Origin of the sequence: Streptomyces sp. NPDC127108 (assembly GCF_042677545.1) — a bacterium.
Classification (GTDB): Bacteria; Actinomycetota; Actinomycetes; order Streptomycetales; family Streptomycetaceae; genus Streptomyces.
The window spans coordinates 160,924-171,596 of sequence record NZ_JBHXTE010000007.1 but is presented as its reverse complement, the minus strand read 5'-3'; the positions used below and the strand labels follow the sequence as shown (position 1 = coordinate 171,596).

Here is a 10,673-nt window from a genome sequence, read left to right as displayed (position 1 = left end):
GTGGTACCAGGCGAGGCGTGCCGGTGAGCGCGCGGCTGCGCGGGATCGCGCAGGACACGGTGGACATCGTCGCGGTGGGGGCGTACACGGCGCCGGACGGACGGCGAGTGGAGCTCGCGGACGCGGTGGCCGCCGCGCGGGCCGGGACCCGGCTGTACGGCCCGGACCCCGTCGAGGTGCCCCCGCGCGCGCCGGGGCCGACGACCGTCGAGGTCACGGGGGAGTCCAGCCTGGAGGCCGCCCACCGGCTGCACGGCGCGGACGGCGGCCCGGTCGCCGTCCTGAACTTCGCCTCCGCCCGCAATCCGGGCGGCGGCTTCCTGAACGGCGCACAGGCGCAGGAGGAGGCGCTCTGCCGGTCCTCCGCGCTGTACACCTGCCTCCTGGAGCAGCGCGGCTTCTACGACCACCACCGCGCGCACCGCGACCCGTTCTACAGCGACCGCGTCATCCACGCGCCCGCCGTGCCCGTCTTCCGCGACGACCGCGGCAACCTCCTCGGCGACATGTACGCGACCGGGTTCCTCACCTCGCCGGCGCCCAACGCCGGAGTGGTGCGGCGCACGACGCCCGAGCGGGCCGACGCGCTCCCCGGCGCGCTCGCCGTCCGTGCCGAGCGCGTCCTGGAGACCGCCGCGGCCTGCGGCTACCGGCGGCTCGTGCTCGGCGCGTGGGGCTGCGGGGTGTTCCAGAACGATCCGGCGCAGGTGGCCGAGGCGTTCCGGGCGCCGCTGGGGGCGCAAGGGCGGTTCGCCGGGTACTTCGACCAGGTCGTCTTCGGGGTGCTCGACCGGACCCGGGGCGAGACGACCCGCCGGGCCTTCGAGCGGGCCTTCGGGACGGCGGGGGTGCCGGGGCGGACCTCGGCCTGAGACGGCGCGAACCGTGCGGCCGGGCGGGCGCCCGCCTCAGCCCTCGCCGTGCTCGATCCGGTACTGCTCCGCCAGCTCGTCGAACGTGTCCGTGACGGCTTCCCGCAGGACCGTCGGGTGCGCCTCGCCCACGAACGCCCGCACCCAGTCCCTGACCTCCGCGGCCTTCTCCGCGCTCGCGAAGATGCCGAGGACGAGCACGCACCCCGGGTCGTCCGCGCCCGTGTCACGCAGGGTGAAGCCCCATGGCACCTCACAGGGCCCGTCGTGGTCCTCGACGGGACACAGGAGCCGGGCGAGCGGCTCCTGGAGGGCGAGCGCGGCGTCGGTCCCGGCGAAGGCGTGGATTTGGATCTCGTAGATCTGCACGGTGTGGACGGTAGGCGGGCGGGGCGGTGGCCGCACCGGGTTTTCGGCGGATGTGCTGTGCCGCCCCGTGCTGTTGTGCCGCCTCGTGCTGCCGTGTCGCCTCGTGCTGCGTGTCGCGTCGTGCCGCCGTGCCACCTCGTGTCGCCGGGCCGCTGCTGGGCGTGCCGGTGTGCCGCCTCGGTCGCCGGGCCGCTGCCGCGCGTGCTGCCGGGCTGCCTCGCGCTGCCGTGCCGCAGCCGCGTGTGCCGTGTGTGCCACGTGCGCCGGGCGCCTACGCCCTCACGGCGCCGCCTGCGCGTCGGCCAGCGGCGTCGGCCAGTCCTCGTGCCAGCGCAGGTCGTCCTCCAGCTGCGCCGCCAGCGAGATCAGCAGGGGCTCGCTGCCCGCGGGGCCCAGCAACTGGGCGCCGACCGGCAGGCCGCCCGCCACCCGGCCCGCGGGCACGTTCACGCCGGGCCAGCCGAGCACGTTCCACGGCCACGCGTACGGGCAGGCGGCGATCATCGCCTGGTCGGTGCGCCAGCCGCTGAGCGCGGCCATGGTGCCGACGGGCGGGGGCGGGGTCGCCGTCGTCGGCGCGAGCACCACGTCGTACGTGTCGAAGACCGCCCCGACCCTGCGGTGCAGCGTCGCCTCCGCGCGCCGCGAGAGCCGCAGCGGCGCGCCGCCGAGCAGCCGTCCCAGACGCGCCGCCTCCCGGGTGCGCGGGTCGAGCAGCGACGGGTCGGGCACCCGGCGCACCCAGTCCGCCACGCCCGCCGTGGCCCGGGGCACGAAGGCGAGCCCGATCTGGCCGTAGCGCGGGTCGGCCTCGGACACGTCGTGGCCCAGCGCGGCGAGCCGTTCCGCCAGCGCCACGACCTTGCCGCGCACCAGAGGGTGCAGCCGCTTCGGCGTCGCCGTGAACGGCATGCCGAGGGAGAGGGCGACCCGTAGCCGCCCCGGCTCGCGGGTGGCCGCCTCGGCGGCGCGGATCGCGGGCGGCTGGTGCAGGTCGTCCGCGTGGTTGCCGCTGGCCACGTCCAGGAGCAGGGCGGCGTCGGCGACGGTGCGGGCCAGCGGACCGTTGACCGTGATGCCGTTGAAGGCCTCGGGCCACGGCCACGTCGAGATCCGCCCGCGCTGCGGCTTGATCCCGACGAGGTGCGTCCACGCCGCCGGGATCCGCACCGAGCCCGCGCCGTCCGAGCCGAGGGCCGCCGGGACCAGGCCCGCGGCGACCGCGGCCGCCGAACCGCCCGACGAGCCGCCCGGCGTGTGCCCGGTGTGCCACGGATTGCGGGTGTCGCCGAAGGCCGGGCCCTCCGTGAACGGCCACTGCCCCAGCTCGCAGGTGTTGGTCTTGCCGACGATGACGGCCCCCGCGGCCCGCAGCCTGCGCACGGCCTCGGCGTCCTCGGCCTTCGGCGGGAAGTCCCCGGGGCAGCCGAACGCGGTGGGCTCGCCCGCCACGTCGGTGTCGTCCTTCACCGCCACCGGCACCCCGAGCAGCGGCAGCCGCCCGCCCGCCGCCAACTCCCGGTCGGCCGCCTCCGCTTCGGCCGTCGCGGCCTCGGCACGCACCACCCGGAACGCGTTGAGCCGGGGCTGTGTCGCCTCGATCCGGGTGAGCGTCCGCTCGGTCAACTCCCGTGCGGTCACCGTGCCCTCGGCGAGGACACGGGCGGTCTCCGCGAGTCCCGCGGAACGGTCGGCGGTCATGTGGGGGCACCTTCCATCGGGCGGCACGGCCGTGGGGTGAGGGGCGGGGGAAGTGGGGCAAGCGAAGTGTGCGAGGTGAGCGGGGTGGCGGGGCACGAGAGGGGGTGGGGGAGGGGCCGGTGGTCGGCGGCCCGGTCGGGCATGTGACCGAACGGTAGCCTCCGGCGGCCCAACGCGGTATCCGGGCGGGGGAGTTCACGCCGCTCACCGGGTGTGCTCCGTTCCCGTGGCGGCGCGCGGGGGAGGCGTGCGACGCCCCCGCAGAGCCGTGCGTGCGCCGTCGCGGGCGTGCGTGACATGCCGCGCGACCAGGCACGACGGCGTGCGCGGCCATGCCCCGCCGCCTGCCCGGCAGCGCCCCCGCGCCCGCCTGGGTGCGCCCCGGGGCCGTCTGGAAGGATTGCGAGGGTCATGGTGCAGATACCGAAGCAGCAGCCCGCGCCGGTTCCGGCGCCGGACGCGCCGAATTCCCCGCCCGACTCCGTGCCGCAGGGCACCCCGCACTCCGTCCCGACGAGCGCCGACGTCGCCCGCCTCGCGGGCGTCTCCCGCGCCACCGTCAGCTACGTCCTCAACAACACCAGCGCCGTCCGGATCAGCGAACCCACCCGCCGCCGCGTCCACGCGGCCGCCAAGGAACTGGGGTACGTCCCGCACGCCGCCGCCCGCAGCCTGCGCGCCGGGCACAGCCGCATGGTCCTGATGCCCACCCCGCAGATCGCCGTCGGTCCGCTCTTCAGCGAGTTCATCAACGAACTCCAGTGGGCGCTCAGCCGGTTCGACTACACCGTGGTGCAGTACGGCAGCCTCGGTCTGACCGGCGAGGAGGCCGCCCGCGCCTGGGCGGAACTGCGCCCCGTGGCCGTCCTCGCGCCCGACGCGATCGCGCTCGGTGCCCGCGGCGTCGCCGTCCTCAAACGCTCCGGCGCCAAGGCCGTCTTCACGCTCGGCCCGCAGCGGGCGGACGGGGCGCACGCCCTGCTCATGGACCAGCGCCTGGTCGGCCGCGCGGCCGCCGCGCACCTGCTGGCCCAGGGCCGCCGCCGCATCGGCGTCGTGGTCCCCGAGGAGCCCGGTCTCGAAGCCTTCTCCCGGCCGCGTCTGGACGGCGTGCGCACGGCCGCGCGCACCGTCGAGGGCAGTTCGGTGACCGCGCTGCCGCTGGCCTACACCGAGGACTCCGCGGCCCGCCTCGTCGACGGCTGGCGGTCGCTCGGCCTCGACGGGGTCTTCGCGTACAACGACGAGTACGCGATGCTCCTGATGCGCGCCCTCCAGGACGAGGGGATCACCGTGCCCGAGGACGTCGCCGTCGTCGGTGCGGACGACCTGATGCTGGCCCGGCTCCTGCGCCCGCGCCTGAGCAGCGTCCGCATCGAGCTGCCGTCGGGCCGGAGCCTCGCGGAACTCGTCGACCGGGTGGTGCGGGAGCCCGGCGGGCGGCCGGAGGTGCACGACGTGCTCGGCGCGAGCATGGTGCACCGCGAGTCGAGCTGAGCCGTGGCCCGCGCACGCGGGCCACGGCCACGCCGGTCAGCCCACGTGCGCGCTCCCGACCGCTGTTACTGCTCCTGCTCCTTGGCCTGCTGCTCCGCCACGGACTTGCGCACCTCGTCCATGTCCAGCTTGCGGGCCTGGCCGATGACGTCCTCCAAGGCCTCCTGCGGCAGCGCGCCGGGCTGCGCGAACACCGCGACCTGATCGCGGACGATCATCAGCGTCGGGATCGACTGGATGCCGAAGGCCGCCGCCAGCTCCGGCTGCGCCTCCGTGTCGACCTTGCCGAAGACCAGATCGGGATTGGCCTCCGCGGCCTTCTCGTAGACCGGGGCGAACTGGCGGCAGGGCCCGCACCAGGACGCCCAGAAGTCGATCAGGACGAACTGGTTGTCCGTCATCGTCTGGTCGAAGTTTTCCTTCGTGAGCTCCACTGTCGTGCTGCTCATGGTGTGTTCTCTCTTCCTGATGAGGGCGAAGCCGTCGTGCACAACGGCCGGGGCGACGGCCGTATTCCGCGCGCGTACCCGTGTGGCCACGCCGCACACCTGGGACCAGACTGTCCTCATGACGGATGCCACGGAAGCCAGCGAAACCATCACCTACGACGTCGTGGTCGTCGGCGCCGGACCGGTGGGCGAGAACGTCGCCGACCGGGCCCGCGCGAACGGCCTGAGCGCGGCGATCGTGGAGAGCGAACTCGTCGGCGGCGAGTGCTCCTACTGGGCCTGCATGCCGAGCAAGGCCCTGCTGCGCCCGGCCGTGGCCCGCGCCGACGCCCGCCGCGTACCGGGCCTTCGCCAGCTCGTCGAAGGGCCCCTCGACGCGGCCGCGGTGCTCGCCCACCGCGACTACTACACCTCGCACTGGAAGGACGACGGCCAGGTGGGCTGGCTGGACTCCATCGGCGTGGACCTCTACCGCGGTCACGGCCGCCTCGCGGGCCCCCGCCAGGTCACGGTCACCGCCGGTGACGGCACGCTCCGACGGCTCACCGCCCGCCACGCCGTCGCCGTGTGCACCGGCAGCCGCGCCGTCGTCCCCGACCTGCCGGGCGTCGCCGACGCCAAGCCGTGGACCAGCCGTGAGGCGACCAGCTCCGACCGGGTGCCCGGGCGTCTCGTCGTGGTGGGCGGCGGCGTGGTCGGTGTGGAGATGGCCACGGCCTGGCAGGCCCTCGGGTCGCGGGTGACGCTGCTCGTCCGCGGGGAGGGGCTGCTGCCCAAGATGGAGCCGTTCGCCGGGGAGCTCGTCGCGGAGGCGCTGCGCGAGGCGGGCGCCGACGTCCGCACGGACACCTCGGTGCGCGAGGTCCGCCGCGAGGGCACCACGCTCACCGTCACCCTCGACGACGGCGCCACCGTCGAGGCCGACGAGATCCTCTTCGCCACCGGCCGCGCCCCGCGCACGGACGACCTGGGCCTGGAGACGGTCGGCCTGGAACCCGGCGCGTGGCTGACCGTCGACGACAGCTGCAAGGTGACGGGCAGCGACTGGCTGTACGCCGTCGGCGATGTGAACCACCGGGCGCTCCTGACCCACCAGGGCAAGTACCAGGCGCGGATCGCGGGCGCCGCCATCGCGGCCCGCGCCCAGCGGGTGCCCCTCCTGGAGACCGACCGCTGGGGCACCCACAGCGCCACCGCCGACCACGACGCGGTCCCCCAGGTCGTCTTCACCGACCCCGAGGCCGCCTCCGCGGGCCTCACCCTGGCCGCCGCCGAGGCCGCGGGCCGCCGCGTCCGCGCCGTCGACCACGACCTCGCGTCGGTGGCGGGCTCGGGCCTGTACGCCGACGGCTACCGCGGCCGGGCCCGCATGATCGTCGACCTCGACCGCGAGATCCTCCTCGGCGTGACCTTCGTCGGCCCCGGCGTCAGCGAACTCCTGCACTCCGCCACGGTCGCCATCGCCGCCGAGGTCCCCATCGAGCGCTTGTGGCACGCGGTCCCGGCGTACCCGACGATCAGCGAGGTGTGGCTGCGGCTGCTCGAGACGTACCGGGGCTGACGGCCGCCCCTCCACGGCCGGGAGGTGCCGAGCGCGCCCTCACCCGGCGCGGCGCACGCCGCGCCGGGCCTCCCACCGCTCGGCCGCCCGCCGCTTCCGCCGCAGCGCCGCAAGCTCCGCCTCGTCCTTGCCGCCCCAGACGCCGGACGTCTGCCCGGACCCCAGCGCGTACGCGAGACACTGGGCGGTCACGGGACAGCGCGCGCACACCTGCTTGGCCTCCTCCTGGTCCCGTTCGGCCGGTCCTGTCGTCCCCACCGGGAAGAACAGCTCGGGATCGGCGTCCGCGCACGCGGCCCAGTCGATCCACTCCTGTCGCAGCGGTACCTCATCCATGCGGCGGCGGGTGCCCGGGGCGGCTCTGGACAAACAACCCCGGTTTGACGGTTCCGCCGAGCGGTTACACGTGGATTTCCTGCCCCTGGCCCGGATCGCACCGGAGCCGGGGCCCGCAGAGGAAGGGGAACCGGCTGTGCCACGAGGGTCGAACGCCAAACGTGAGCGCCAGTACGAACACATCAAGGAGAGCGCCGAGCGGCGCGGCGAGAAGCCGGAGCGGGCCCGGGAGATCGCGGCCCGCACCGTGAACAAGGAGCGGGCGCGCAGCGGCGAGTCCAAGACCGCCTCCCGTACGTCGACGAAGGACATCTCGTCCGGCCGCAGGGGAGGCCTGCGCTCGCACAGCGGCGCCCAGGGTCCGACCCGCGACCAGCTGTACGAGGAGGCCAGGCGGCGCGGGGTGAAGGGACGTTCGTCGATGACGAAGGCGCAGCTGGCGCGTGCTGTGGGGCGCTGACGGGCGGGGCGGCCGCCGTCGCCCCGCGCATCACGTGCGCCCGCGACTCACTCCTCGGCCGCAACTCACCCTCCGCCCGCGAGGATCCCCTCCAGATGCCGCAGCGCCGTCGTCACCCGGGCCGGGTCCTGCTGGAAGAACGGGTCGTCCGGCACCGGCAGCGACCCGGCCAGGGCGATCCCGCGGCCCCGCGCCCACATCGCCTCGTCGGCGCCGACGGCCTCGCGGAACGTGGCGCGGGCCTCCGGCGGCAGGAACATCCACGCGGGTATCAGGTCGCACGCGGGGTCGCCCACGGCCAGCGTGCCGAAGTCGATCACCCCGGTGAGGTGGCCGTCGACGGACAGGAGGTTGCCGGTCGCGAGGTCGCCGTGCAGCCACACCGGCGGCCGGTCCCACGCGGGGGCGGCAAGGGCCTCCTCCCACACGGCGGTCACCGCGTCCGTGTCGACCATCCCCCGCAGCTTCGCGATCTTGCCGCGTACGAGGGAGTCGGCGGTCAGCGCGTCGCACTCGGCGCCGACCCGCGCACCGCGGAAGGCATTGCTCCACTGCGGTTCAGGACCGTCCGTGGCGTCGACGGCCCGCAGCGCCGTGATGAACTCGCCGAGTTCCACCGCCGTCCGCCGCGGATCTGCCAGGCCGTCCGTCGTCGCGGGCTCGCCGTCGAGCCACCGGCAGACCGACCACGGGAACGGATAGCCCTCGCCCGGCTTCCCCCGCGCCACCGGCTGGGAGACGGCGAGCGGCAACTGCGGGGCCAGCCACGGAAGCCAGCGCTGCTCGCGCTCGACCTGCCCGACCCAGCGTTCGTAGCGCGGCAGCCGCACCGTCAGTTCGTCGCCCAGGCGGTACGTGACGTTGTCCATGCCCGAGCGCGGCACCGGTCTGATCGGCAAGGCCGACCACTGCGGGAACTGCGCGGTCAGCAGCCGCCGCACCAGCGCCTCGTCGATGCGGACGTCCCCGTCCTCACCCGCGTCCTCCCCGGCGCCCCCGCCGTCTTCCTCATGATCCTCGTGGTCTTCGAAGTCGTCGTGATCCTCGTACTCCTCGTACGCGAACGGCTTGCCGGTACCACCTGTTGACACGGACTCTCCTCGACGCGACTCGACCGAACGCGGCCCGGCGACCGTGGCCACCGGATCCGCGAAGACCTCATCCCACCCACCGGGCGATCCGTTGTCCACCGAGTTTCCGCACGCCACAGCCGTCCCGGCGCCCTCACGTGCATCGACGCGCGCCACAATGTGGGTGCGGTCGAGGACAGGGGCGGCACACGGATGACGTGCGGGGACAGGGAAACGGGAGACGGATGAGTGGGACGGTGGCGGCGCCGCGCGACGGGTGGCCGGTCCTCGCCGCGGTGGCCGCGGGCGGCGCGGCCGGGGCGTCCGCCCGCTACGGCGCGGGCCTGCTGTGGCCGGTCGCGCCGGGCGGCTTCCCGTGGACGACGTTCGCCGTCAACGCCGTGGGGTGCGCGCTCATCGGCGTCCTGATGGCGCTGATCGCCGCGGCCCGGACGCCCGTCCACCGCCTGGTCCGGCCGTTCCTCGGCACCGGGGTGCTCGGCGGCTTCACCACGTTCTCCACGTACGCGGTGGACACCGAGCGGCTCCTGGACGGCGGCCACCTGGGGACCGGCCTGGTCCACCTGGCGCTGACGCCGCTGACCGCGCTCGCGGCGGTGGGGGCGGCGACGGTGGCGACGCGGCGGGTCCTGGCGGGGCGGCAGGGCCTGGTGGCGAGGCGGAAGGCGGGCGGACGGTGAACTGGCTGTGCGTGGTGGCGGGAGCGGCGATCGGCGCACCGCTGCGGTACCTGACCGACCGGGCAATGCGCGCCCGCTGCGGACCGGCCTTCCCCTGGGGGACGTTCACCGTCAATGTGGTGGGCTGCCTCGTCCTCGGCGTCGTCACCGGCGCCGCGAGCGCGGGCGCGGCGTCCGCGCACACCCAGCTGTTCCTCGGCACCGGCCTGTGCGGCGCGCTGACGACGTACTCGACCTTCGGGTACGAGACCTGGCAGCTGGCCGAGGGCCGGCTGCCGCTCGCCGCCGCGGCGAACGTCGTCGGCAGCGTCGCCGTGGGCCTCGGCGCGGCCTTCCTGGGCGTGGCGGGCGGCGAGGCGCTGTGGGGCTGAGCGGTGCCGCACCTCACGGGAGGCACGGCACCCTCGCCCGCCCCGGCCGCGCCCTCAGCGACCCCGGCCCAGCGCCGACGACACCTCCACGGCCCACCGCCACGGCTGCGCCGTCCCGCCCGGCTGCGAGTTGAAGTACTCCCAGCCCATGACGCCGCCCATGTCCGGGTACTTCGCGACCAGGCTGCGGATCGTCGCCTTCAGGCGGGTCGGGGCGACGTAGCCGCTGCCACCGTTGGAGGGGTCGGTCAGGGTGCCCGCGACCACCTTGGACGCCGGTATCAGCCCGCGCCGGATCACCGCGTCGTAGCTCGACGTGGACGTCATGCTGCCCCAGCCGTTGTAGAACTGCGCGTTGAACCAGGCGATGTCGCCGCCCCGGTCGCGGTACAGCCGCTCGTAGTCGAACCCCGACAGGTTCCCGCCGCCGCTGAGGGCGGACCCCACCGGGGCGAGCGTGATCAGGAACCCGGGCCCGAAGTCGGCCCGCAGCGCGTCGATGACCCGCTCGATGCCCGCGAGGGACATCCGCTCCTCCACATCCAGATCGACCCCGTCCAGCCCGTACCGCCGAATGAAGTCGCGCAACAGCGGGTAATACGTGTCGAATTCAGTGTCGAGCCGCGTGAAACTGCCCGGCGCCGCACCACCGACCATCGCCAGGACATGCACACCCCGACCCTGCATCTCCTTGAGATCACGCCACATCTGGTCGTACTTCGCGGCGCCCGGCGGATCGTCGTTCAAGTGCACCGGCGCGTACGGACCATTGAGGTCGTTCAGATGCACCGCGGCCACCAGGACATCGGTCACACCGGTCTTGTTCCTGGTCAGGTCAAGGGGCGAGACGTACCTGCCGTTCGTGTACTGCGTCTGGTAATAGACGACGACACGCTTGCCCGCCGCGGCCCGAGGCGCGGCCGCGGCCGCCGCACCCGACGCCACGGTCAGGGCGAGGGCACCGAGAAGGACACTCCGTCTCTTCATCCTGAACTCTCCTCCAGATTCACAGAATTGCCGGGACATGGCCGTTCCAAGTCCCGGCAATTCTGACGAGGGAGGGAGGATCAGGCTAGAGCGTGGCAGCAACTAATGCGCTTTAGTTGCCGCCCGTCGGCGGTGCGGTCCCCGGCGCGGTGGAGAGGTGTCGTAGAAGAGTTGTTGGGGGGGGCCACGTACGCGCGAACACAAACGCACCCAAACACGTGTTATTTATAGAACCACCCCCCCGCCCCCGCGCCCCCCCACCAGCCAACAACGCCCGCGCCGGAGGGGCGGGGGGAGGT

Annotated in this window: 12 protein-coding genes; 6 read left to right on the top strand and 6 right to left on the bottom strand. The window is 74.4% G+C overall.

Annotation, left to right across the window (positions count from 1 at the left end):
- Positions 1–23: 23 nt before the first annotated feature.
- Complete coding sequence (locus tag ACFVHO_RS08335) at positions 24–872, top strand: TIGR02452 family protein (RefSeq protein WP_385711550.1); 849 nt, start codon at positions 24–26, stop codon at positions 870–872.
- A gap of 36 nt (positions 873–908) precedes the next feature.
- Here the strand turns inward: ACFVHO_RS08335 and ACFVHO_RS08330 are convergent, their stop codons facing one another.
- Both ACFVHO_RS08330 and ACFVHO_RS08325 read right to left on the bottom strand, forming a co-directional pair.
- Positions 909–1,241 carry a hypothetical protein gene (locus ACFVHO_RS08330; RefSeq protein ID WP_385711471.1) on the bottom strand — a complete coding sequence of 111 codons (333 nt, stop codon included), beginning with the start codon at positions 1,239–1,241 and terminating at the stop codon, positions 909–911.
- A 279-nt stretch (positions 1,242–1,520) separates the two neighbouring features.
- A complete protein-coding gene (locus ACFVHO_RS08325; protein WP_385711469.1) occupies positions 1,521–2,942 on the bottom strand; it encodes an amidase in 1,422 nt (473 codons plus the stop codon).
- Between the two features lie 411 nt (positions 2,943–3,353).
- On the opposite strand from ACFVHO_RS08325, the gene ACFVHO_RS08320 reads away from it, so the two are divergent.
- A complete protein-coding gene (locus tag ACFVHO_RS08320) occupies positions 3,354–4,439 on the top strand; it encodes a LacI family DNA-binding transcriptional regulator (protein WP_385711468.1) in 1,086 nt (361 codons plus the stop codon).
- A gap of 65 nt (positions 4,440–4,504) precedes the next feature.
- Here ACFVHO_RS08320 and trxA read toward each other — a convergent pair whose 3' ends face one another.
- Entirely contained in the window at positions 4,505–4,888 is a 384-nt protein-coding gene (gene trxA / locus ACFVHO_RS08315; RefSeq protein ID WP_385711466.1) for a thioredoxin, read from the bottom strand.
- 118 nt (positions 4,889–5,006) lie between these two features.
- Between trxA and ACFVHO_RS08310 the strand changes: the two genes are divergently transcribed.
- Entirely contained in the window at positions 5,007–6,449 is a 1,443-nt protein-coding gene (locus tag ACFVHO_RS08310) for a dihydrolipoyl dehydrogenase family protein (protein WP_385711464.1), read from the top strand.
- A gap of 39 nt (positions 6,450–6,488) precedes the next feature.
- On the opposite strand, the gene ACFVHO_RS08305 is transcribed toward ACFVHO_RS08310, so the two are convergent.
- Positions 6,489–6,785, bottom strand: a complete 297-nt coding sequence (locus tag ACFVHO_RS08305; RefSeq protein WP_385711462.1) for a WhiB family transcriptional regulator — start codon at positions 6,783–6,785, stop codon at positions 6,489–6,491.
- A gap of 136 nt (positions 6,786–6,921) precedes the next feature.
- Between ACFVHO_RS08305 and ACFVHO_RS08300 the strand changes: the two genes are divergently transcribed.
- Positions 6,922–7,245, top strand: coding sequence for a plasmid stabilization protein (locus ACFVHO_RS08300; protein WP_385711461.1), 324 nt, complete (start codon positions 6,922–6,924; stop codon positions 7,243–7,245).
- Between the two features lie 65 nt (positions 7,246–7,310).
- Here the strand turns inward: ACFVHO_RS08300 and ACFVHO_RS08295 are convergent, their stop codons facing one another.
- The gene (locus tag ACFVHO_RS08295) at positions 7,311–8,336 is read right to left on the bottom strand and encodes an aminoglycoside phosphotransferase family protein (protein ID WP_385711459.1); all 1,026 of its coding nucleotides are present in this window, start codon (positions 8,334–8,336) and stop codon (positions 7,311–7,313) included.
- 224 nt (positions 8,337–8,560) lie between these two features.
- Between ACFVHO_RS08295 and ACFVHO_RS08290 the strand changes: the two genes are divergently transcribed.
- Together ACFVHO_RS08290 and crcB are read left to right on the top strand one after the other, a co-directional pair.
- Positions 8,561–9,016 carry a CrcB family protein gene (locus ACFVHO_RS08290; RefSeq protein ID WP_385711457.1) on the top strand — a complete coding sequence of 152 codons (456 nt, stop codon included), beginning with the start codon at positions 8,561–8,563 and terminating at the stop codon, positions 9,014–9,016.
- Complete coding sequence (crcB, locus tag ACFVHO_RS08285; protein ID WP_385711456.1) at positions 9,013–9,387, top strand: fluoride efflux transporter CrcB; 375 nt, start codon at positions 9,013–9,015, stop codon at positions 9,385–9,387. Before ACFVHO_RS08290 ends, crcB begins: the two co-directional genes overlap by 4 nt.
- Positions 9,388–9,441: 54 nt before the next feature.
- Here crcB and ACFVHO_RS08280 read toward each other — a convergent pair whose 3' ends face one another.
- On the bottom strand, positions 9,442–10,374 hold the full coding sequence (locus ACFVHO_RS08280; protein ID WP_385711454.1) for a glycosyl hydrolase family 18 protein: 933 nt from the start codon (positions 10,372–10,374) through the stop codon (positions 9,442–9,444).
- Between the last annotated feature and the right edge of the window lie 299 nt (positions 10,375–10,673).

Coding starts and splice junctions, on each gene's coding strand:
- ACFVHO_RS08325 (WP_385711469.1), bottom strand. CDS start 2,942: ATGACCGCCGACCGTTCCGCGGGACTCGCGGAGACCGCCCGTGTCCTC.
- ACFVHO_RS08320 (WP_385711468.1), top strand. CDS start 3,354: ATGGTGCAGATACCGAAGCAGCAGCCCGCGCCGGTTCCGGCGCCGGAC.
- trxA (WP_385711466.1), bottom strand. CDS start 4,888: ATGAGCAGCACGACAGTGGAGCTCACGAAGGAAAACTTCGACCAGACG.
- ACFVHO_RS08310 (WP_385711464.1), top strand. CDS start 5,007: ATGACGGATGCCACGGAAGCCAGCGAAACCATCACCTACGACGTCGTG.
- ACFVHO_RS08305 (WP_385711462.1), bottom strand. CDS start 6,785: ATGGATGAGGTACCGCTGCGACAGGAGTGGATCGACTGGGCCGCGTGC.
- ACFVHO_RS08290 (WP_385711457.1), top strand. CDS start 8,561: ATGAGTGGGACGGTGGCGGCGCCGCGCGACGGGTGGCCGGTCCTCGCC.
- ACFVHO_RS08280 (WP_385711454.1), bottom strand. CDS start 10,374: ATGAAGAGACGGAGTGTCCTTCTCGGTGCCCTCGCCCTGACCGTGGCG.